We start from the raw sequence: 25,930 nt of genomic DNA on the forward strand, positions 1-25,930 counted from the left end.
ATGCTAAAGAAAAGCCAATGTACAACGCCATTACTACAACCATCGGAAAAAAAGGCGTTGCAAGAAGTGCCGGTCAGTAAACCGCAATTTTGGCGGATCTTCTTTATCTTAGGTCGACTGTTGCTGTTGGTGCTCAATTTTTTGCGTGACATCGTTCTGCAAGGTTCTGAAGAGGGCAGAGCAGCCAAGGTGCGTGAGTTTCTAGAACTCTTAGGTGGCATGTGGATCAAAGTGGGGCAGATATTCGCCATGCGAACCGATTTGTTTTCACTAGAGTTTTGTAGGGAACTTGCAAAACTTCAGGATCGCGCCATGATATTTTCACCCCAACTTTCTATGGAGATCATTGAGGCGCAGTTGGGAACTTCTATCGATGAAGTATTTGATGATTTCGAGCTGGAACCGTTTGCCGCCGCCTCTCTCTCTCAGGTGCACAAGGCGAGGCGCAAACAGGCAGGTAACTGGGTGGTCATTAAAGTTCAACGTCCCTACGCAGCCGAATATTTTCGATATGACTTTAACTTGTTGAACCTGGCATTCAATCTTCTGGGTCAATTCAAGGCCCTACAGTATTTAAGGTTAGATGAAATGCTTCAGGAAATTCAGGCGAGCATGGAAGAGGAGTTGGACTATCGGTTGGAGGCCAGCAACATGCTCAGGCTCAAGCAAACACTTACTGATCATGGAATCTATGTGCCTGATGTCTATCTGGAGTTCAACACCGACCGTGTTCTTGTCATGGAATTCATTGACGGTGTATTTGTTAGTGATTTCAACAGTGTATTAAGGGACGATCCTAAAAGAGTCAAGCACTGGCTTGCAGAAAATAACATTGATCCCTGTAAAGTTGCCCAGGAACTCTTACAAAGTGCTTTCAGACAACTGTATGAAGATTTACTTTTTCATGGTGATTTACATTCGGGCAATATTATTCTTCTGAGAAACAGCAAGCTGGCGTTGATTGATTTTGGCAGTGTTGGCAGACTCGATCCGAAGTTTGCTGCCCAGTACGATCAATATTTCCGAGCTATGGCCGAAGGGGCATTTGACAAGGCAGCCGAGCTATTATTGCTCACCATGGGCCAACTGCCACCGATAGACCTCGTGAAAGTGAAAAGGCGAATTGTCCGAGTACTCAACAAACAGGCAGCCCGCAGCATGATCAAGAATCTGCCTTACTACGAAAAGTCCATTGGCAGCTCTTCAGCCGAACTTGGTCAAATCATGGCCGAGTTCAAAATTGGTGTGAATTGGCAGTACCTGAGGATGAGACGTACTTTTGACACATTAGACCAAAACATCAGCATTCTGAATCCAGGGTTTGATTTTGTAGCGGAAATACAGATGTATCTGGAAGGAAAATTTCGCCGGATGAAATGTAAGCAAATACAACAGCCACCGGACATGATGCAACGCATCAATGACTTGTATGAACTACTGACACCTGCACTCACCAGACGAGCGTTTGAGTTTGAAGGAGAAGTCTCGCTCGAATCTCGCTTGGCGGCCATGGTATTGCAAAGTATTACCCTCGCCATGTGGCTTGTTCTGATCCTTTGCTTTGGAATCTATCTCTATCAATACCACTACTCTATTGTGGGAAATCTTCACCTGACGAGCAACTGGTTCACCCATTGGCTCGATTCAATTCCCCCTATTCACCCATATGCTTGGTATCTGCTTGGTTCTGTCATGATTGTCATCATCTTTCGAACCAGTCGATTCGCGTCCTCTCTTTTGGAGCCGGTTGTGCAGCTGCCACGGGATTAATTTGATGGATTGTCTTTCACTTCCTTATTTAGTTTTTCCATCAGTAAATTTAGCGTCGGATACTCAATCAGCCATCGGGGTTGCACTGGACAATTTAAATGCTTTTCTAATGTGGTGGCCAGTTGCATGGCAATAATCGAATCCAATCCGTAATCCTGGAGTGGATGGTTCCAATCCAGTTCACTTTCCGGAATCTTCAGGGTCTTCTTGATACTGGCCAAAATGGCCGCTCGTAATGGATTTGAGTCTTTAGATGCTGGCTTAGGGCTAATTGCGACTTGGATTGGGCTGTTAGAGGGCTGTTGCCCAGTATCAATACGAGCACCGTTGCTGTTGCGTTTCTTTCCAGCAGGCCGTTCAGCAGGTCGTGAAAACGAATCAGCAGCACGGATCACCCGAATGATTTCAGCTTGGATGGAGTCAGTCAGATCCTGGTCGGGAACTGAATCCAAGAATCGAGCCAGATCCAAATCCGTCCATTGCTGGTGCTCATAAGCTTTGATTCCGTTTGCGATCTCATCTTCACTGACATGGCTATCCGCCCCCAGTCCCAGCGTGTGCCGCACCCGCTCGCGATCAAAAACGGCCATAAAGCCCACCACACTGGTGTCACCCATAACAGCGGCCTGCATCAGGGCCATGGCAGAGACCGCATCAATGGCATCCATACCCATGCCGCGCAGGCGTTCCAGTCGTTTAGGCAACTGTTCTGAGGAGACCACACCATCCACATCCCACTGTCCCCAACAGATGGACCGGGTCCGCCCTGAACGTCGTCCCTGGGAGACTTGTTGGTCGCGAAACCGAGCCAGGGTATTTTGATACGCTGCGGAGAAGGCATAATCCGGCGAGCCCTGGATACCAAATGCCGCCATTGAGGAATACATCAGAAAAAAGTCCAACGGTTCATCGGCGGTCACGGCATCAAGGTTTAACCCACCCATGACCTTGGCCGCCATCACCTCGACAAAATCATGGAAATTCTTCTGAACAATCGGGGCATCGGCCACCCGTCGCGCCATATGGATCACCCCGTTGAGTGTCACCCCCTCGGCCTTGACGGACGCCATCGCCTGCCCCAAGGCAGTTTGGTCCACAATATCGACGGAGCGATAGAACACCGTGGCACCAGCGGCCCTGATCCGATTCAACGCGGCCTCCGCCTGATGTTCCCCGCGCCGAGAAAAGAGCACCAACCGCGCTTGATACCGACGGCCCAATTCTTCGCAAACCTGCAATCCAGCAGGGCCAAGGGCACCCACCATCAGGTATGTGGCCCCCTGACGAAATACATTAAGCTCATCCGCAGGCGGCATTGATTCAGCCGCCCGCAATTCGTAACGTTGTCCCTGTTCGTAACGGACCATTGGCACCATCGCCACTGGCAGTTCTTGGGTTTCATCGCACAGCCATTCCTGGACTATTCTCAACGCTGTGCGTCCGTCTATAGCGGATGCGGCGTCATGGGACACCACCCGATAGCGATGGTTCACCGACTCTGCCATCGCGGACTTAAATAATCCCGCCAGGGCCTCACCGTACAACCAGTGTGCAGCAGCCGGTTCCGTATAACAACAATAGAAACGTGTCGACCTGGCATGCATCACCCGCATCACAGACTGAACAGTGGCAAACACCTGAGCAAGCTGATCGATGCCGTCATCGACTATCGGTGGCACACACAGAAAAATGGTGAGGGGTTGAGTGACATCCCCCCGAACAATGGCAGCCAACAGGGTTTCATCCAACCCATGGATGTCAAGGGATAAATGCCTCACCGTCCAGGTATTGGCTGGATATTCAGCCAGCCTGGCGACGGTCTCGCAAACCTTCGTGATGGCGTCTGCATCTTCTAATTTTGCACTGATAACCAGCACTTCGTTCGTTTTGACCGCATCGATTCTTGGCGTCCAATCAGCCACCTCAAGCGGGGCCGCATACCAGTCTTCCTGGCAAGTCAAAAACTCTTTCTCAAGCGGGGCCGCACCCCAGTCTTCCTGACAAGCCAGAAACTCTTTTTTCCCAGAAATATTTTGGGGTGTGCCCAGGGAAGCCGCCAGAATCTGTTGCCCCAATTCGTGGGATTCCCCACAGGGAAACACCACCGATGCGAAGCCCTCCTCTCTTAGCACCTTTTCCCAAGTCTCGGGATATAGAGCCGGTGAACCAGGGATGCGTAATTCGTTGTCTTCATTCAGCCACCAGCCATCTAGCAGCCCAAAGGTGAGATGCCCGAGCAAAGACTTGCGGCTGATTTCGTTAATTAACAAGAGCCCATTGGACCGTAGCACCGAACGGGCATGACCCACGGTACGCCGGATGTTGCGCGTGGCATGCAACACATTGCTAGCAATAACAAAGTCGTATTGTCCCTGGGCCACACCCTGTTCTGTAGGCGGTCGTTCCACATCGAACAGTTGAGCACGAACAAAGGGATAGTCTGGAACAAATTGCTCTTCGGCATGGAACTGAAACGATTTGGAAATATCCGTGTGACAATATTCGACCACATGCTGACCAAAGGCTTTGAGGCATGGCAATACAGCAGCGGTCATGCCACCGGTACCGGCACCGATCTCAAGGATGCGAATGCGGGCCTCAGGATCGGCGGCAATACGTTGTTCGATGCAACTCGTCAGTGTGCGACTGAGGATCTCGTTGAACAGGTCTGAAACCGGATTGCCTTGATAAAACGGTTCCACCAGCTCTAGTGAAGCATCTGGGAACATCACTTCCACGGCGGTGCGATCGCCTTGTAGAATCTCTGGCAAGGAGCGCAGGCAAGCCTCAATCAAGGGAAACTGGGCCTGCTTGAGTGGATCACGGCTTTCAATCTGCTGCTGCAAGTCCCACAGAGTCCAGAGGGATGTAAGGCTGGGTGGATGAGCATCGGGGGTGACAAACTTGCCAGCAGAATAATCCAGCTGCCCCCGCCGGACAAAGTCTTGGAGAGCTGCCTGTAGCCAACGTTCGTATCCCTGACGAATCTTGCCAGCGGCCATGGCTGCAGACAAGTCAAAAGAGCCTCGTTGAAACAGCCCCATGGCTTGCAATATGCCCCATAGCAATTGGGCCAACAAGTCTTCTAAAGCAGCTGGCACAAAGTCCCTGGCAACTCCGAGGGGATCAAGGTCCTTTAGAGTCAGCGTTGGCAGTTGCAGGGGGGAGAGTAGTGGACGTTGCGTGGCTGAGGATTGAGGCAGGGTACTGCTGCCCCCTGGGTTTTCTGCCACTGCATCTACCCAGCAGCGATGGCGGGCAAACGGGTAGGTGGGCAAACTGATGCGCCTTGGCCTGGCACTGCCATACAAACAGTGCCAATCCACATCCAGGCCTTTTACCCACAATTGCAAAACGCTATCGAGATTGCCCTGTTGCATCCACTGGTCAACAGTTTCTATAAAGGCATCATCATCCACGAGGGCCTGGACCGTTTCATCATGGGGGTTGACCTGCCCCCGAAAGTACCGGGCATGACCGGGCGCATCCGCCAGAAATCCCTGTAGCGCTTGAATCAGTTCATCCATCGAATCCACAATAAAAGCCAGCCGTTCCTCCAGTTCAGCCCTGCCTACCTGGAGGGTGTAGGCCAATGACGGTAACTCGATGGCATCTGGGGTCTCGGTGGCAATTAAATGATCATGTAACTGACGGACTACTGTTTGTAATTGGTCTACTCGTCTGGCGGAAAGCACGATGACCACGGGGGATGGCCCACTCGGTGCTGGCGACGCAGAGGGTGGTCCCACATAGTCTTCCAACACCAGATGGGCATTGGTGCCACTGAATCCGAAGGCGCTCACGGCAGCCCGACGAGGGGAAGACGGCTCCGTTGGCCAGGCCTTGAGTTCGGTATTTACATAGAACGGCGACTCGGCAAACTTGAAGTGGCGATTTGGCTTTTTAAAGTGCAAACTGGCGGGCAGTTGTTGGTGCTGCATGGCCAGCAGTGTCTTTTGTACGCCTGCCACACCAGCCGCCGCCGAGGTGTGACCAATGTTGCTCTTCACCGAGCCCAGGGCGCAGAATTGCTGACCATCGGTTGACTGACGGAAGGCCGTAGTTAAGGCCTCTAGCTCGATTGGGTCGCCCAGCCTGGTGCCGGTGCCATGGGTTTCGACATAACTGATGGTGCTGGGGTCGATGCCATAGGTAGTGTAGATGCTCTGCAATAGATCGATCTGGCGCTGGGCACTGGGGGCGGTGATGCCATTGGTTTTGCCATCCTGGTTGATGCCAGAAGCGATGATCAGTCCATAAATATGATCACCGTCCCTTTCTGCATCGGCAAGACGTTTTAAAACCACACTGCCAGCCCCTTCTCCAGGGACAAACCCATTGGCATCATCATCAAAGGCTTTGCATTGGCCGTCAGGCGACACCATACCAGCGGCGCACATGCCCACATAGGATTCTGGAATCAGATACAGGCTGACACCTCCCGCCAGGGCCATGTCAATCTCCCGCTGCCTGAGGGCCTGACAGGCGAGATGAATGGCCACCAAAGAGGAAGAACAGGCGGTATCAACGGGGATTGCCGGTCCCTTCAGATTGAGGAAATAGGGAATGCGGGCCGCGCCGATGGCAAAACTATTGCCAGTGTTGGTTAACTCGGCCTGACGCTGCTGGAGCAAAAAGGCGTACTCATAGCTCATCACCCCCATGTAGACGCCACAGTTGACATTGCTCAGCAGGCGGGGACCGTAGCCCGCATCCTCAAAGGCTCGGTAGCCTTCTTCTAGAAACAATCGATGCTGCGGGTCCATGCCTTCGGCTTCGGCAGGGGAGATGCCGAAAAACAATGGGTCGAAACAGTCGACCTCATCCAGGGCACCCAACCATTTGCAGTAGATCTTGCCCGGTGTGGAAGGATTAGGATCAAAATAGGCATCCACATTCCAGCGATCGCGAGGAATTTCACGAATGGAATTCTGACCGACAGCCAGGTTCTGCCAGAACTGCTCCAGATCTTTAGCCTGCGGATATCGGCCTGACATGCCGACGACGGCGATGGGTTCGGGGGGTGGGGTGGAGGATGGCTGGCGATCGCGACTAGCAACGGACGTCTCTAATGGTTGTTCTGGGGGAGACGGAGAAGAGAGGGAAGCGGGGGCCGGTGGCGGCACGGTGGGTGGGACAGGCAGGATGTTCTTGAGGTGCTGCGCCAGCGCCTGGATAGTCGGGTAATCGTAAACCCGAGTTGCCGATAAATTCACGCCAAATTCCGTATTGATAGCGTGCACCCATTCCACACCGACAATGGAATCTAGGCCAAAATCGACAAAAGGCTTCTTGGTGCCGATGGCTTTGGGTTCAATGAACAGCGCCTTGGCTAAACTGGTGACTAAGAAGGTCTCTAATTGGGTCGTTGTGAATCCATGGGCGGGCTCTTGCACGGTCGATGTGGGTGTCGATGTGGGTGTCGGTGTGGGTGCTGACCCATTGGATATGGGTGCCTCGGATACGGGTCCATCGGAGTTGGCGGTTGCCCCATCGGAGTTGGCGGTTGCCCCATCGGAGTTGGCGGTTGCCCCATCGGAGTTGGCGACCCTGGGGGTGGTAGGTTCTGTTGCCTGGGTTGTGTCGGCTAAGGCCTGCCGTAAATATGTGGCCAATTGACGGATGGTGGGAAAATCGTACACTCGGGTGGCCGATAGGCTCAGTCCGAACTCCTTGTTGATGGCATGGACCCATTCAACGCCAACGATGGAATCCAGGCCCATGTCGATATAGGGTTGATTGATTGCGATCGCCCCTTCATCAATAAACAGAGCCTTGGCCAGACTCCTCTTTAAGCTACGGATTAGCGTTCCTTCGGAGAGTTGCGGCTCAGGGCTATTGGACAAGGGCGATGTGGCCATATCCTGTAGATCCGGGGCCACTGGAACGCTTAAATTACGTAATAGGAGTCCCTGGGGTTTGGCAGCGGGGCTGACAAAAGTGATCTGGTTATCAGGGGCTGGAATCAGTGCTCTCTGAAGCTTTTGCAATGGCGGCGTCGAGAACTCTGTGGGCGTTGGCCTGGAAACGGCATGGGTCAGGATTGGCCGATCACCATCACCGGACAGTTCCCCCGGTGCAATCCAATACCGTTCTCGGGCAAACGGATAAGTGGGGGCGGCCAGACGGCGCGGTGGTCGGGTCCGATAACGTTGATGCCAGTTGACCGGATGCCCCTGCACCCAGGCCTGGGCCAGCCTGGTCGGGTCTAGACTGCTGGGATTGATAGTGGTCGCTGCCCCGGTCGAGATTTCCTGTTCGTGATCCACTTGTCCCCGACAACAGTCTTTACCCAGGGGTTGGCCATCAATGAAAAGGCTAAGGTTGGCCACCAGCTCAGATTGGGAATGAACCACCATGGCCAGCCGCTGATCCATGGCCTCTCGGCCAACTTGTAAGGTGTAGAGGAAATCAGGTAGCTGGTTGGCTGATATATGGGTTTGCAGGTGGTCCCGCATCGCCATCGCGTAATCCCTTAGACGGTCTTCATTTTTAGCGGACAGCACAAATACCGCTGGCGGGTTGTCGGCATCGGCTGGCGGGGGATGGATAGTTTCGTCCATGTACTCTTCGAGAATCACATGGGCGTTGGCTCCCCCCGCCCCAAATGATGACAACCCGGCGATGCGGGGATATTCCCTGGGGGTGCCATCAACGTTGACCTGGGGACGGTGCCAGTCCGCCAGTGAGCGCTGTACCTGGAAGGGGGTGTTCTCGAAAGAAATGTTCGGATTCAAGCGATCGGCATGCAGGCTGGGTGCCAGTTTTCCGTGCTTCATCTGCAAGAGAATTTTGGTCAGCCCTGCCATCCCGGCAGCGGCCTCCAGGTGACCGATATTGGACTTGACCGACCCCAATGCGCAGAAGCCCACGTCCGTGGTGTCATGGTAAAAGGCCTGGGTGAGGCCAGTGACCTCAATCGGGTCCCCCAGCGCCGTCCCGGTGCCGTGGGCCTCCACATAACTGACGGTGCGTGCGTGGATGCCTGCTAGATCTAATGTTTTGCGGATTAACTCGGCCTGGGCCTTGGGGTTAGGAACGGTATAGCCGTTGGTCTTACCCCCATGGTTGACCGCCGTCGCCCGAATCACACCGTGGATATGGTCCCGATCCTGCAAGGCCTGGGCCAGGGGTTTTAAGATCACAACGCCGACGCCCTCGCCGGGGACAAACCCGTCGCCCCCCTTCCCAAAACTGCGGCATTTCCCGCCCTTAGAAAGCATTTTCAGGGCCGATAGCTCAACATAGTTGGTGGGGTGCAGGTAAAGATTGACCCCACCTGCGATCGCCATTGGACAAACACCCTGACGTAATCGCTCACAGGCCTCATGGATGGCAACCAACGAGGAGGAGCACATGGTATCAATGGGCATGCTGGGGCCATGCAGGTTCAGCAGATAGGAGACCCGATTAGCCACGGACCCAAAGGACGTGTGGGGATAAAACAGTTTTCCATGCTGACGCCACTCCGCCCCGTGTAGGTCATAACCGGTCTTGGTGATGCCAGCAAACACACCGACATTGCCATCAAACCGAGATTGCAGGGTTTCCCGAGTGTAGCCAGCATCCTCCAGCGCGGCCCAGGCCGATTGCAAGAACAGCCGTTCCTGGGGGTCCATACTCATGGCTTCGCGCCCCGAAATGTTAAAGAACTGGGGGTCAAACTCCGCGAACCCGTCAAGGAAGCTGCCCCACTTGCCATAGCTCATGGCCTGGGCCACCGCTTCCTCCGGTTGCTCCAGATAAAATCCCTCCAGGGACCAACGCTCGGGCGGGATTTCCGTTACACCATCCTGGCCCACAGACAGATTGGACCAGAAGGCCGCTAGCGAATCGGCTTGGGGATAATGACCGCTAATGCCAATGATGGCAATCGGTTCCTGGCGGGGTCCGCCGGTTGCCTTGATAGCCTCGGCGGCCAAAGCGGTCGGGACCGCTGCACTGACAGCTGGTGGGGGACTACTACTGGGCTTACCCCCCAAACCACACCAGCGCTGGCAGTCCTCTGGATGGTCTGCCACGAAATAATCCGTCAGGGCACTCAAGGTTTGATATTCGAAAAATAGGGTCTTGGAAATTTCCCCAAAGACGGCTTCAAGATCCTGATTGAGATCTGTGATCAGGATCGAATCAATGCCATAGCGCTCAAAGGGCTCCTGGGAGGCAATCCGTTCCGGTGACAGTTTAAGGCGTGCGCCCAACAACTGTTTGAGTTGCTGTAGCGTTGCGGCCCTCAGGGCCTGGTGATCAATCGGCCCAGTCTGGCGGACTGTTTCAGCCTTATGCGGTGTCCCAAACAACCGCTGCCGAATGGTGGCAAGATCTCCAGTAACCACACCCACCTGGGGGTGTTTGGCCATCAGTGCCTGGTAAAAGGCCTGGATGCCGATGGTGGTCTGCATCGCCTTCATGCCGGTCCGTTGGTGCATCAGCGCCACCGTGGCCGCATCCACCTGCATGCCCCCCTGCTGCCAAAGGGGCCAATTGATGGACAAGGTTTGGCCAAATCGTTCCCCTGCAGCCACGAGTCTTTGCCGATGGGTGGCGAACTGATCCATAAACCCATTGGCAGCGGCATAGTCGGCCTGGCCCAAATTGCCGGTCACCGCCGCCCCGGAGGAAAACAGGGCAAAAAAGTCTAAAGGAGTAGCGGCCAGACTTTGGTCAAGGTTAACGGTGCCCTGGACCTTAGGGGCTAGAACAGCTCTAAACTCGTCATCTGGCTTATGGATGAGGTAATTATCCCGGTGAATTCCTGCTGCATGGATTACGCCATTCAAGGGGCCGTGGTTAGCCTGAATATCCAAAATCAGGGCCTGTACCTGCTGCGGTTGACTGATATCGACCTGGCGATAGTCGATGCGGGTGCCGTTCTGTGCGATCGCATTAAGGCGGGCTTCTTTTTCTAATGTGAGGGGTGATCGGCCTATGAGCACAAGGGTGGCCTGATTAACCCGACTGGCAATTTCACTGGCAAAAATCAAACCAATACCACCGGCCCCACCGGTAATCAAATAAATGCCTTGGTCCTTCCAGGGCAGGCCAGAGGCAGGCAGGTCACCAGGACTTAATTCATGCCATCGGATGACCTGTCGAACCCCATTTTCGTAGCGGATCAGAATGTCCTGGGCGCAGCGGGCATTGGCTTCAATTTTAGTGAGCAGTCCCTGGTCGGTGTCACTGACATTCAGGGCGATCACCTGCCCCTCCAGTTTTGGATTCTCCTGCTGGGCAGTGTGCAATAACCCGGTAATGCCCAGCAACACCGATGCCGCTGCATCGTCAGGAATCACCACCTGCACCAGGGTTTTTGTTCTGCCATGGGATTGCAGTCTATTGCGGACGTGCTGAAAGACCTGCAAGGAAAAGTCGGTATAGGCGGTATCCAGCGGGGTTGAGTACCGGTCTAAACGGATGACCGAGGCATTGGCTGTCGCCAGCCGTTCGCAGCTCCGTTCTATGGCAGTAGTGGTTTCAGCACAAAGGATAATCAGTCGCTGCATCCCTTCAGGCATAGATACACTGGAGGGAACTGGGGCCGTTTGCCAGGCGGGAGATGCGAGCAGGTAGTCGCTGGTGTCAGCACCATCAAGGGGCGTAGGCGCTGTAGCCGCCAAGACAGGTGCAGCCCCCATGCCTGTTTGGGTGGCTCCGTTTGCCCAATAGCGTTCCTTGGCAAAGGGGTACGTGGGCAAATGGATGCGGGTCGGTTTGCGATCGCCATACAGTCGCGGCCAATCCACTGACCCTCCCTGGGACCAATAATCAGCAATTGCTTCAAACCTCTCCTCTGCCAGCCATTGAGACAGTTGGTCGGGAGAGTTAGCTGCCAGGCTGCCATCAGTTCTCCCCGAGGCCCCATCCGCTAACCAGTCAGTCAGCGCTTGCTGTAGTTCAGCCAGGCTATGGACGACCAATGCCATGCGGCAATTCATCGCTTCGCGGCCCGTTTGCAGCGTATAGGCAAGATTCCTGAGGGTCCCTGGCCCGGCAGCCCGCAGAGTGTCACGCAAATACCCCCGCAACTGTTGCACCACCTGTCTGAGCCGCTGCTCATCTTTGGCGGAAAGCGGCACGATCGCAGGAGTCGGTGGAGCCGACTCATCAGTGGCTATCGACAGCGGCGGCTGATACTCACGAATCACAAAATGGACATTGGTGCCACTGTGGCCAAAGGAACTCAAAGCCGCCATTAGGGGCTTGCCATCATCCCTCGACCAATCCGTTGTCTGAGCAGGAATAAAGAAGGGGGCATGGTCAAATTCAATGCGGGGGTTGAGGGTTTCAAAATGGGGTAACCCCGGCAGTTTGCGGTGTTGCAACGATAGCAATACCTTGATCAAGCCAATTATCCCGGCCCCGGCAGCCGTGTGACCAATGTGGGCTTTGGCACTGCCCAGGGCGCAATAGTGCTGCCGATTTGTAAATCTGCGAAATGCCTGGGTCAGGGCATTGGCTTCCACCGGGTCCCCCAGACGGGTGCCCGTGCCATGGGCCTCGACATAGCTGATATCCTCTGGGTTGATGCCATAACGCTGATAAACATCGGTGATCAATTCTTCCTGGGCCACACCGCTGGGGGCTGTGATGCCGTTGCTGGCTCCGTCCTGATTCAGCCCGGAGGCCGCAATCACACCGTAGATGGGATCGCCGTCCCTTTCGGCGTCTGCCAGGCGTTTCAGTGTGACCATACCGACGCCTTCCGACAACACCATGCCATCGCCCTCGGCATCAAAGGTGCGGCAGCAACCCGACGGCGACAGCATTTCAATTTCCGATAGTGAAATTAGATGGGCCTGGTTCATCGACGCATAGACGCCCCCCGCCAGGGCCATGGAGCACTCGCCATTTCTGAGGCTTTCACAGGCCAGATGCAGGGCCGTCGCCGCAGAAGAACACCCTGTATTAACCACCAGGGCCGGTCCCCGCAGATTCAGGAAGTAGGATAGCCTGGAGGCAATAATGGCCTCCGATGCCCCCGTAAAGGTCTCATGGAAATAGCCGTTTGGTTCGGAGCCCACAAAGATGCCAGTCTGAACGCCAGCCAAAGATTTTGGATTGTATCCTGCGTCCTCAAGGGCCTTCCAGCCCTCCTGCATAATCAAGCGCTGATGCGGATTCATGGATTCCGCATCGCGGGGGGAAAGATTGAAGAACAAAGGATCAAAACAATCTCGATCCTTTAGCACACCGCCCTGGTGGCAGTAGGTTTTACCCTTTTGCCGCTGTGGGCTGTAGTACGTTTCACGGTCCAGATAATGGGCCGGCAATTCGCTCACCGCGTTCTGACCGCTGAGCAGGTGTTGCCAAAAGTCGGGGGGGGTTTGGGCACCGGGGGCCTGTAGGGAAAGTCCGATAACGGCAATGTCGGTGGCAGCTGGGGAGGTGCTAGGGGATTGGGAAACGGTCGGTGTTGTCTGCGGCCTTGATCTGGGTGCCTGCCCAGGGCTGGAGGCGGGGGTGGTCTGGCCCCCCAGGGGTTCCTGGGCACCCGGTGTCTCTAACTCGGGGGCTCGATCGGGCGCAGGCGGGGTAATGCGATCGCCATAGGCTTCCAGAACATGGGCACTGAGTCGCTCCACGGTGGGGTAATTGAAAATAATCGTCGTATTCAGGTCAATATCTAACGCTGCACTGACTAGGGTGATAAACTGCGCCCCTAAGATGGAGTCCACACCGTAATCGGAAAATGACACATCCAGTTCGAACCGACTGTCATCCAGCCGCAGGGTCCGAGACAGGCAAGCGACGATCTGCTGTTGCACATAGGCCGATTTGTCTATGGTTGGCTCCGTGTGGCTCTCTGTTGGCTGGTCATGCTCTACCACTACTGAGGCGATCGGTTCAGGGGCAACTTGCGATCGCTTCTGTCTGATCACGCCGTCGCTCTCCGCCACAATAATTTGCTGGGCCAGGGGTTGGGCCGAGGGCACCGGCAGTTGGATGTGCTTAAAGCCAGTTTCCGCCAATAGCTGCCGCCAAGCAGCGGGGGTCAGACCGGGACTACCGGGAATCCGCAGGTGAGTATCTTGGGCCAGGGACCAACCGTCGATTAAGCCAAAAATTAAGGTGGCAAATACCGTTTTGGCGGTCATCTCATTGAGCAGTAGCACCCCATTTTCCGCCAGGGCGGCCTTGGCATTGCGCACCGTATTACCCATGGAGTGAGTGGCATGCAATACATTGGTGGCAATCACCAGGTCATAGGTCCCCACCTCCAAACCCTGTGCCGCCAAGGGCTGCTCGATGTCACAAATTTTGTATTCCAGGTAGGGATGGGTCGCACCATACCGCTGGGCGGCATCCATCAAAAACGAATTGGAAATGTCCGTGTAGCAATAGGTTGCGATCGCCTGCTTAAACGGGGCCAGGTGGGGCAGCACTGTGGATGTGGTCCCACCGGTCCCCGCACCAATTTCGAGGATGTGAATTTGGGCTTGAGGATCGACGTCCAGGCGCTGCTGTAACCAGGCAGCGGCAACTTCCGCCAGGGCCGTATTAAAGAAATGGGCGATGGAGTTGTCCTTATAGAGGACTTCCATTTTGTTCACGGCACCTGCCGGAAATAGAATGTCCGTAATTAATGTGTGGCCGCGCACAATGGCAGGCAGTGCCCGAAAGCATTCATCAATGATGGCGGTCAGTGGCCGCATCTCATCATCCTGATCGGTTTGTTGACAAAACGCCTGCCATTGCCGCCAGATCAGATCAGGGTTTTCAAGCAATGCGGCATCCTTAACGGTGATGTTGCCGTTGTTGAGGTGGACCCATCCCTGCTGGCCAAAGGCCGCCATCACCTCATCCCACCAAATCTGATACTTGGCCAGCACCCCCGTGCGCTGTCGCAATGTGGCACTGTTTTCGATGACGCCGTTCTGCAATACACCCATTTGCAAAAACTGGGCCAACAATAATTTCACCATCCAGACATCCAGTTCAGCCAGAAGCGGATGCACGGCTGGAACTGCAATGGCGGGTGAGAATTCCGCCAGGGTCGGCAAGCATGACGGCACAACTCTAGGTGCCTGGGCTATGGTCTGATCCAACACCACACCCCGAGGGGGCCTTGAGGTATCGGATTTGATAAAGGCCCATGGGGAGAGGTTGCTACTGATGCACTGTTCTAATACCCCCATGCCCACGTCAGCATTGATCGGCTGTACTCCCTCGGTCTCTTGGAGATGCCGCCTGAGGGTATCCGAGATTCTGGCACCGCCGCCGATGCTCCAAAAGCCCCAGTTGATCACCTTGACAGGGATAGAGCAGATCTGGGAGAGCCCCAGGGCAAAGGCATCTTGGAAGACACAGCCAGCTGCATAGCTGCTCATGCCCCGCACCTTGCCAAAGGAGGCCAGGGACGAGAAGAAAAGGATGACATCCAACGGCGCGTCTGCAAATACCTGGGCAACCCGCACTGTGATATCAACCTTGGAGGAAAGGACGGAGCGGAATTGGGCCTCATCCATGGCCATTAAACTCTGGTCATAGCTGCCCAGGGCCGAATGGACCACCCCGTGAATCGAGCCGTACTTTTGTTGAACGGCGTTGCGAACCCTCTCCAGGTCACTGACGTTGGCGGCATCCGCCGAAAGATACCAGGGAGCCGCCCCCAGCGCTGCCAGGGCGTCGATTTTGGTTTGAATATCCGGATTCAAGGGCCGCCGTCCCACCCAAATCACCTGGGCCTGCCAATGCTGGATCAGATGTCGAGACAGCACCTCCCCCAGCCCTCCCGCGCCACCAATGATGATGTATGTACCCTGGGTCCGGAACGGTTCTGGGTTGACCGCCAGATCCTGCACCGGTATTAGCGCTTGCTGGAACCACTGGTTTTCCCGGTAGGCCAGGGCTTCCCCTTGAGGGTTGGGGGGGATGGTCCACAGGTCATCCGGCCAGGGCTGGGCGTCTAGATCCAGCAGCCGCACCTGCCATTGGGGAAATTCCTTCGCCATACTGCCGACAAATCCATGGATACCGGCATGAGTGGGATGAATGGGCTCCGTCGGAAGCACGGCCTGGGCCTGGTCAGTAATTACGGTCCAACCCAACGGTTTTTGACCATAGCCCAGGGAAAGCAACGCTTTGACTAACCGAAAAAGTTGAATGACGCCGATGTCCTGGGCCTCAATCACCCGGTCGTCCACTAGCGATAATGGCTCAGTTTCAGGCACAATCCAGAGGATATGAGCCAACCCTGGTAGGCGATCCAAGATGGCAGACCACTGATCCAAATCGGCGGTATTGGGCAGCTCCAATGGCTGTGCCGACGGATATTCCTGGCGTACGGCCCTCAGCTGATCCGGAGTGCCGCCAATGATGGCAATGGCGGCATTGCCATCGGGAAATCGCTCCACTGCTTTGGGGCAAACCCCATCCCACACCGGGTGCAACGTCCACTCGGTCACCGCCTGGGTATCTAGCTCCTTAGCAACGGTTTTATGAATGGCGGTGTCATGCACGGCGATGTCATGGACAGCTGGCTTCGACCGTTTTAGTTCTGGCAGCCAATAGCGCTCCCTGGCAAAGGGATAGGTGGGCAAACTGACGATACCGGGTTGGGTGGCCTGGTATAGCCGCGTCCAGTCGATGCTCAGACCTTGGGTCCAGAGTTCCAGCAATTTGCTCAGCTTGCCCCGTTGTATCCAGCGGTCAACCGTCTCGCCGAAGTCCTCGTCGTTGCTAATTAAAGCTAGGGGGGTGCGATCGCGCCCCCTACGCCCCTGAAAACAATTCGCCCCCCGGTTCCGCCCCTGCAAAAACCCATCCAGGTTGTCCAAGAGTTCATCCAGGGTCGACACCGCCATGGCCAACCGTTCATCCATAGCGACGCGACCCAGTTGAAGCGTATAGGCAATGTCTTGCAGTCGCCCGTCCAGCGCTGATCGATGGTCCACCAGAAAATCCTTGAGGCGTTTGGCATACACCTGCAACCGCTCCTGGGTTTTCGCCGATAGAACGATGCCCACAGGGCCCACCGGCTGGGGAGTGGCCCTGATTGGGGAGGGGGCATCTGTAGCGGCCAGTCCACCGGGATACTCTTCCACCACCACATGGGCGTTAGACCCACCCGCACCAAAGGATGAAAGGCAAGCGATGCGAGGGGCTTCCTGGATGGCATCGTTGACGACGGGTCGCGGCCAATCTGCCAATGTCTGTTGCAGCTGGAACGGAGTATCGTCAAACTCAATATGGGGATTTAACTCCGCTGCATGCAGACTGGGCACCAGCTGTCGATGGCGCATCTGTAGCAAAATCTTGACCAGACCAGCAATGCCAGCTGCCGCCTCCAGATGGCCCAGGTTGGACTTGACCGAGCCCAGAGCACAGAACCCCGTGGCGCTTGTATCCGCCCGAAATGCTTGGGTCAGTCCCTCCACTTCAATCGGGTCGCCCAGGGAGGTGCCAGTGCCATGGGCCTCCACATAACTGACCGTCCTGGCATCAACCCCGGCTTGATCCAGAGTCCGACGAATCAGGTCTGCTTGAGCCTTGGGATTGGGCACCGTATACCCATTGGTTCTGCCGCCATGGTTGACCCGACTGCCCCGAATGACGGCGTGGATCTGATCGCCATCGGCCACGGCGTTGACCAGGGGCTTCAGTAAGACAACGGCGACACCCTCTCCGGGTACAAAACCGTCGCCCCCGTTCCCAAAGCTACGACAGCGCCCATCTTTTGAGAGCATCTGGAGAGTTGATAATTCAACGTAGTTGGCAGGATGCAGGTACAGGTTTACCCCGCCCGCCAGGGCCATGGCGCAGTCACCCAAGCGTAATCGCTGGCAAGCTTCATGGATAGCAGTCAGCGATGAGGAACACATGGTGTCCACCGGCATGCTGGGGCCTTTGAGATTCAGCAGAAAAGACACCCGATTCGCCACGGACGCAAAAGACGTTCGGGGTTGCAGGGTATCCCCCATCTGCCACAGTTCCGGTCCGTACAGGTCATAACCGGTCTTGGTGATGCCCGCGAACACTCCCACGTTGCGATCGCAGCACTGCGCCAAGCGAGCGGGGGTGTACCCCGCATCTTCCAGGGCCGACCATGACGTTTGCAGAAACAACCGTTCCTGGGGGTCCATTCTCAATGCTTCCTGGGGAGAAAGATTGAAAAAGAGCGGATCGAAGTCGGCAAATCCCTCCAGAAATGCCCCCCATTTGCCATAGCTTTTACCCTGGGCCACCGCCTGCTTTGGGTCTGGCTCATAGAAACCGGCTAAGGGCCAGCGTTCGGATGGAATTTCTGTCACTACATGGGTCCCCGATCTCAACATTGACCAAAACGCATCCAGGGTTTCGGCCTGGGGAAACCGAGCACTCAGCCCGATGATGGCAATCGGCTCCTGGGCGGTGGGGCTGGGTTTCCTCCCTGAGCCCCTACTGACTTGCTGCCCTCGAGCCTCAGGGGGGCGGCTGTTATGACTGTCATTACTATCTTGAGCGGGGCTCGGATCCGGTCGCCCAGTCAGCCCCGTGGCCATCGGCTGGGACGACAGTGGGGACGCCAACGACAGCCCCGTCCAGCTGGCGCATTCCGCCGGAAAGGTGTCGACAAAATAACTGCATAGGGAGGCCAGGGTGGGATATTCAAAAAATAAGGTCTTAGGGAACTTCTGAAAGACTGGTGCCAGCTTTTGGTTCATCTGGGTGACGATGATCGAGTCCACGCCGAAGTCCTCCATGGACGCCTGGACATCGATCCGGTCTGGATGTAATTGAATGACCTCGCCAAACAGCTGCACCAGCCGCCCCAGGGTCCGCTGCCAGAGTCTTTCCCGAGCATGGCGGGCGAGATGGGGCAGGCGAGACCGCCGGGATTCGCTCTCACCCACCGGTTCCTGCCTAAGGAATGTTCTGCGCAGCCGGGCAGCATCACCGTAGGCGATCATCACCTGGGCTTGATTGGCCGCCAAGGCTCGGTAGCAGGCGTCCATGCCTGCCGCTACGGGCATGGCCTTCATGCCTGTGTTTTGTTCCAAAGCATCCGCTGTGGCGACATCCAGCCCCATTCCCCCTTGCTGCCAGAGGGGCCAGCATAGGGCGACGGTTCTCTGGGGCAATTTCCCAGCTAGCTGGGGCAGTTGCCTAGCCAGCTCGGCTGACAGCGCCTGACGGCAATGCTCGGCCCAGGCGTTCATAAAGCCATTGGCGGCGGCGTAATCTGCTTGCCCTGGGTTACCCATCACCCCAGACACCGATGAGAATAATAGGAATACCTCCGGGGCCAGGGCGGCAAAGGCCGCTGCTAAATTAACGGTGCCGGATACCTTGGGGGCCAGGACGTCTCTCAGATCGGCTGGATTCTTTTTGAGAATAAAGCTGTCCCGCACCAGACCGGCGGCATGGAGGATGCCATCCAGTCGGCCAAACTGGGTTTGAATATGGTGGGCCAGGCGATCGACGGAGGCGCGATCGCAAACATCGGTCTGGCAATAGTCCAGGCGAGCCCCCCTCACTGCCACATCGGCCTCAAGCTGCCGCAGGCTTTCCCGTTGGCCATCGCTGAGGTCGGAACGTCCTGTGAGAATCAAGGTGACGTCCTGGGCCTGGGTGGCAATCTCTCGGGCAAACAGCAACCCCAGCCCCCCCGCACCCCCGGATATCAAATAGACGCCGTTGTCCCGCCAGGGGGGAGTCACGGCGTCCGTCATGGCCAATTCTTGCCACGTTTGCACCAGACGCTTCCCATGGCCATAGCGGATGTGGGTGTCCCCCGGACAATGGCTGTCCTGTATCAGACGCTCCCCAATCGCCGCCATCCCCTCGGATGGATCCACTTCAATCACCTGACCGTGGAGGTTGGGATTTTCCTGGTATGCAGTTTTTAGCATCCCGCTAAGACCGCTATGCAGCTGCGCTTCGACCCCGGTTGGCACCACGAGCTGAATTAATGTGGTCGCAGACCGGTCCCGGAGTAGGGTGCGGAGCAGATCAAGGAGCTGGGCCGCGTAATCCGCGAATCGCCCATGGATTTGATCAGCCTGGCTCTCCATAAGGTGGCAGGTGATGCCCCTGGCCTGAAACCCGGCCCAAGCGTCAGGGCTACATTCACCCAGATCGCACAGCAGGATGTAATGCTGTGTCCATTGGCCCTGGCTGGCCATCAAGGGCCTGGGCTGCCATTGCGGCACCATCATTAAGGTAGAGGCTGACGGCGTCGGGCTAGGGGAGGTTATATCTCTGTCAAACCAGTAGCGATCGCAATCAAAAGGATAGGTGGGCAGGCTGACTCGACGCCGGGTACCCGGGGCATGCAGACGGTGCCAATCAAATTCCCCACCCCAAACCCAAAGGCTTAGCAGTTTGTCGTACTTGCGGTGCTGTATCCAGGCCGCCACAACATCGCGCAGATCGTCATCACCACTGAAGGCCAGGGCATCACGGTGCCCCCCGATCTGGCCCCGATGCAGCCTATGCTCATCGCTGCCATTACGGACAAACCGTCGTAGCTGATCGATCAGCTCATCCCCGGAAGAGACCACGCAGCCCAGGCGTTCCGCCATCGCTTCGCGCCCAACTTGCAGCGAGAAGGCGGCATCGTGCAACCATTGGGCGTCTATCTCCGGCATTTTTTCCAAATAAGCCAGGAGCTGACGGGCTGAGCGTTGCAAGCCCGCCTCATTTTTCGCCGACAGCACAATCACCGCCGGTTGCCCCGCATCAGCTAACCCAGCAGTCTGGGGACGTTGAACCTGCTGAAACTCCTCCAGCACGACATGGGCATTGGTGCCACCGGCCCCAAAGGACGATACACCAGCCAACCTTGGATACTGACGCGATTCGCCCTGCAGTGCCAATTCAGGTCTTGGCCAGGGACCGGCCTGGCGCTGGACGTAAAATGGTGTTTTCTCAAAGCTGATATTTGGATTCAACGCTGTCGCATGCAAACTGGGGGTCAGCCGTCCATGTTTGAGCTGCAGGACAACTTTGGTGAGACCGGCGATACCCGCCGCCGCCTCTAGATGACCCAGATTGGATTTGACGGAGCCAATGGCGCAAAAGCCAGTGTCATCCGTGTCCGATTCGAAGGCTAGGGAGAGTCCGGTGATCTCAATCGGGTCGCCCAATTCCGTACCCGTGCCATGGGCTTCGATATAACTCATCGACCGCGCATGGACCCCCGCCTGCGCTAAAGCCGCCTGGATTAGATCCCGCTGGGCTAAGGGATTGGGCACCGTGTAGCCATTGGTCTTGCCGCCATGGTTGACGCTGGAGCCCCGGATGACGGCGTGGATGTTGTCCCCATCTGCGATCGCCCGCTGTAGCGGTTTCAGAACCACCGCCCCCACCCCTTCCCCAGGCACAAAGCCGTCGCCGCCCGCCCCGAAGGATTTGCACTTGCCATCCTGGGACAACATGCCACTGGCACACAGTTCGACATAGCTCGACGGATGCAAGAAGAGATTCACGCCCCCGGCGATCACCAGATCACAGGTGCCCCGACGCAAATGCTCACAGGCCTCATGGATGGCAACCAACGAGGAGGAGCACATGGTATCGATGGGCATGCTCGGCCCGTGGATATTTAAAGAATAGGAAACTCGATTGGCCGCTGAACCAAAGGAAGTACGGGGTTGGAAGCGGCCGCCACGGGCTTGAAAATCAGCACCAAACAGCTCGAACCCCGTGCGCGAGATGCCGACAAAAACCCCAACTCTGCCACCGTACTGATCTGCCAGCATGGTGCGTGTGTGACCGGCGTCTTCCAGGGCCTCCCAGGTGGCCTGCAAAAACAGCCGTTCCTGGGGGTCCATTTTCATGGCCTCGCTGGGAGGTATACCAAAAAACAACGGATCAAAATCGGCAAAGCCTGGGAGAAAACTGCCCCACTTGCTATAGCTTTTAGTCTGCTTGACCGCCTTTTCCATATCTGCTTCAAAGAAGCCATCCAGGGACCATCGGTCCGCCGGAATTTCTGTGACGCAATGGTGGCCAGCTTCCAGATTTTTCCAGAATGTATCCAGGTTGTCCGCCTGAGCATAGTGACCGCTAATACCGATAATGGCGATTTCGGAGGCCAGAGCCGGACCGCCACTCTGCCCCTCACTCTGACTCTCACTCTGGGGGCGATGGCGTTCAGCAGATACCGTGGTTTCGGTGCCTGCCAGACCTGAGGCAGACACCACCGGCATAACCGCCTGACTAGGGGAGCTCTTAGCCCTCAGCACACGTTCCAGAGCCGGCCGTTGATGGTGAATAAAATGGTCAGCCAGGGCGTCAATGGTCTGGGCCTCGAACAACAGGGTACTGCGCACATCTCCAAAATTTGCCCTGAGTTTGGCGTTAACACGATTGATTAAAATCGAGTCGATACCATAGCTTTCTAACGGTTCTGTAGCTGCGATTTCGTCGACCCGCAGCTTTAGGGTGGCGGCCATCAGCTGTTTGAAGTAAGCGACTGCTTGCGATCGCAAGGACACCTCAGCCCCGACCCCACTGCCATTGCTATTTATCGGCACCGGCGGCTGTTGGTTAGCGGTCTCCGGAATGCTCTGGCGCACCCAGCCGTCACTGGCCGCTAAAATAACCTGTTGCCCTAGACCGTGGGCCCACTGACCGGGGAACACCACCGGATCAAACCCTTCATCAGCCAGCACCCGCCGCCAAGTTTCTGACGCCAGCAGGGGCGACCCAGGGATGCGCAGAGCCATATCCTCATGCCGCCACCACCCCTCCAACAGGCCAAAGGTGACATGGCCCCACAGGGTTTTATCCTTGACCTCATTGATCAGCAGAGTGCCATTGCGCCGCATCGCCGTCTTCACATGGCGTAGGGTGTGACGAATATTTTTCGTAGCATGTAGGATGTTGGTCGCAATCACAAAGTCGTAACGTCCAGGTTCAATCCCCTGGGACTCAGGGGGCGACTCCACATCGAACAAAGCCGTGCGCAGGTATGGATGGCCAGGGGCATACCGTTCCCTGGCATGGAGCAGAAAGAACTGAGAAATATCGGTATACAAATATTCCGCAATCCCATGCTTGAAAGGCTGGAGCTTTTTCAACACCTCTACGGTGGTTCCGCCCGTGCCAGCACCAATTTCGAGAATGCGTACCGTCTGGGTTTCATCTGTCGTCAACCGCGCCCCTAAGATCTGCACCAGGGCGTCTGCCATCAGGCCGTTGAACAGATCGGCCACGGCATTCCCCTGGTATAGATGCTCAACCAGGGCCATGGAGGCATCGGGAAACATTACGTCGGTTGCCCGTTGCCTGCCTGCCAGCATATCGGGCAGGGCGCGCAGGCAGATTTCCGCCAGTTGCCATCGGGCCTGATTGTCCCTACCAGCCTGGGCGCGGGCGTGACGCCACTGGTCCCACAGCTGATGGAGCGGGGGGCACTCCGTATCGGGCACGGTATAGTGCCCCCCATCTCGGCTGCCCAATAGCCCCCACTGATGGAGCACGGCCAGGCTCTCCGCCAGCCAGCGATCGTAGGCTGGCTTAAACAACACCCGTGCTTTCAACTCCTCCAGGGTGAACCTCTGTTCCCGGAAGAACCCATAGGCATCGAATATGCCAGCCAGCAATTCGGCAATTCGGCGCTCGATGGTCTCAAATTCTTGAGTTATGTCCAAGCAAAACGAACTCATCTGCTCCATGGGTCTCCATCTGTAACAAAATGTTTCGGATTAACGATGGCGGGAGATCATCGGTTTGGCGGGAGATCGATGCCGCACTAGCAACTCCGTCGATGGCATCGGGCCTGGATGTATTTACCAATGCCATTTGTTCCAACGACCCCTGCATCAGGGTCTGTAAGCCCTGCATGCCCATGGGGGGCTGAATTGGCTCGATACCCAGCTGCTGATAGCGGCGTTTGACCTGAGCCGACACTCGCTCGCCCGAACCCACCCCCCAGTAGCCCCAATTGACCACCTTCACCGCATGGGGTAGCTCAGTGTTTAAGGCTCGCGCGTAGGCATCCATAAACACACATCCCGACGCATATCCCCCATAACCGCCTGCCTTGGCAAACGATGCCATGGAGGAAAAGAACAAAATAAAATCTAAGGATTGATGGCGAACGGCCTCGGCGATCCGCACGCTGATATTGATCCGGCTCGCCAACACCCGGCGAAATCGCTCTGGGGTCATATCGGCCAGGGCCAGATCAAACACATCCATGGCGGCATGGACGATGCCGTGAATCCTTCCGTAGCGCTGGCGAATCCGTTGGAGCACCCCCTCCAGGACACCGGGCTCAGCCGCATCCGCCTGGAAGTAAGCGGGCTTTAAACCATCTTTGGCAAGGGCGCTCAGCTGTTGTTCCATGACCTGCGCGGGTCGTCGACCAAGCCAGATCACCTGGGCCTGATAATGCTCCTGCATCCAGCGAGTCCACACCTGGCCCAATCCGCCGCCGCCACCGACCACAACATAGACACCCCCACGCCGATAGCCATTGCCGTCTGCATCCAGCCCCCTGACGGGCAACAGCACCGGCTTAAACCACGCGCCATCCCGATAGGCCAGCGGGGTGCCCACTGCGTCCAAGGTCGGTGGGGTCGGTGGGAAAATGTCCTGAACCGGCCAGGCTGCTGGCAGATCCAAGGCCTGAATCTGCCACTGGGGGTATTCCTGGGCCAGGGTGCCAGCCAAGCCATGGACACCGGCATGGGCGGGTTGAATGAGATCGCTACGGTAGACGGCCTGGGTCTGGGTGGTGATCACCGTCAACCGTAGGGACCGATCGCCATAGCCCAACAGCAGCAATCCTTTGACCAAATTAAACAGTTGGAAAAGACCCGTTTCCTGGGCCTCAATCATGGGTTGCCCCAGCTCCCGCCCCAAGTCAGAGGACGGCGCAATCCAAACCAGATGCTCCACATCACCCTGCTGCCGGATGCTATCCGCCACCACGGCAGGACTGGCCGCCACCGGTAGGGTCAAAACGGTTGCCGCCGCCTGTTTACGGATGGCATCGATCTGCTCCGATGTGCCGCCGACAATGAGGGGGGTGGTCGTAATGCGGCGCGATCCGGACGCATTTGGCACCGGGAGAGCCTCCCAACCAGGATAAAAAGCCTGTAAATTCCCATCATGGGGCGCTACTGGCGGCGTTGGCTCCATCGCAAGGGGCAGATGCCCGTTCTGGGGCATAGTGCCAACCCAACAACGGTCGCGGGCAAAGGGATAGGTGGGCAGGCTGACCCGTACCGGATGGATGTCACCGTAACATTGCTGCCAATCGACGGTCCCCCCATTCACCCAATGCGCCAACAAACGGCTGTAGTCACCGGACTGTCTGCATTGTTCCACCAGTGGCTGGCTGGCATCTGGGCCAGGCACATCAGGGTCAGGCTGGCCGTTTACTTCGCCGCAGAACAGCCCCCCCGGATCACCAGTACCCTGGAGGTAATGCCGCAGTTTATGCCGCATCACCTGGAAGGATTCGGCCACAAACGCCAATCGGCTTGCCATCGCCGTACGCCCCACCTGCAGCGAGTAGGCCACTCCATGCAGGCTGGGGGCAGCCATCCCTGACGCAACAGCAGACCGTTCAACCCATGCCAGCAGGTTTTGGACCAGGTTCCGCAGGCGATCGCCATTGCGAGCCGAAAGCACAATCATCGGGATAGGCCAGGCATCCTTTGGAGACGATGGTCGAGCAGTGCCATCGTATGCTTCGAGAATCACATGGGCATTCACACCGCCAATGCCAAACGAACTCACCCCTGCTCTGCGAGGCAACTCCTTGCCCTGGGGGTCCCGTAGAGCCACCCATGGCTGATTTTCCTGGACCACATAGAAAGGACTGTCCTGCAGTCGAATATAAGGATTTAACCGTTCGGCATGGAGACTTTTTACCAGGGTGCGATGTTTGAATTGCAGCAGCACTTTGAGCACGCTGGCGACACCGGCGGCCAATTCCGTATGACCAATGTTGGACTTGACGGAGCCCAAACCACAGCCCTGACGCCCCACATCCGGCCCATCTGCAAGCAACGGATAGGTTTCACGTAATTCGTTAAATGCCGTGATCAGACCGTTGATCTCCACGGGGTCCCCCAGCTTTGTGCCGGTGCCATGGGTTTCGATATAGCTGACGGTGCTTGGATCGATGCCTGCTCGGGTGTAGGTAGTTTTTAGTAAGTCCGCCTGGGACCTGGGATTGGGCGAGGTCAGTGAACCGGCTCGACCGCCGTGATTTTCAGCG

3 protein-coding genes (1 of these 3 running past the window's edge) are annotated in these 25,930 nt (G+C 56.5%); 1 reads left to right on the forward strand and 2 read right to left on the reverse strand.

The window, feature by feature from the left end:
• Complete coding sequence (locus QGP82_RS06140) at nt 1–1,770, forward strand: ABC1 kinase family protein (protein ID WP_163699981.1); 1,770 nt, start codon at nt 1–3, stop codon at nt 1,768–1,770.
• Here QGP82_RS06140 and QGP82_RS06145 read toward each other — a convergent pair.
• The gene (locus QGP82_RS06145) at nt 1,767–23,363 is read right to left on the reverse strand and encodes an SDR family NAD(P)-dependent oxidoreductase (protein ID WP_499057750.1); all 21,597 of its coding nucleotides are present in this window, start codon (nt 23,361–23,363) and stop codon (nt 1,767–1,769) included. The two genes, QGP82_RS06140 and QGP82_RS06145, sit on opposite strands and share 4 nt — an antisense overlap.
• A protein-coding gene (locus tag QGP82_RS06150) for an SDR family NAD(P)-dependent oxidoreductase (RefSeq protein WP_499057753.1) crosses the window boundary here: on the reverse strand, nt 23,326–25,930 show its end. The gene runs 12,512 nt beyond the window's last position; 2,605 of the gene's 15,117 nt are visible here — the last part of the coding sequence; its start codon lies off the right edge, out of view — the gene reads right to left on this strand; the stop codon is at nt 23,326–23,328. Before QGP82_RS06150 ends, QGP82_RS06145 begins: the two co-directional genes overlap by 38 nt.

This window comes from Leptothoe sp. LEGE 181152 (assembly GCF_032906605.1).
Classification (GTDB): Bacteria; Cyanobacteriota; Cyanobacteriia; order Phormidesmidales; family Phormidesmidaceae; genus Leptothoe; species Leptothoe turfae.

Excerpts from the sequence above, each read along its gene's own strand:
- QGP82_RS06140 (WP_163699981.1), top strand. The coding sequence starts at position 1 with ATGCTAAAGAAAAGCCAATGTACAACGCCATTACTACAACCATCGGAA.
- QGP82_RS06145 (WP_499057750.1), bottom strand. The coding sequence starts at position 23,363 with ATGAGTTCGTTTTGCTTGGACATAACTCAAGAATTTGAGACCATCGAG.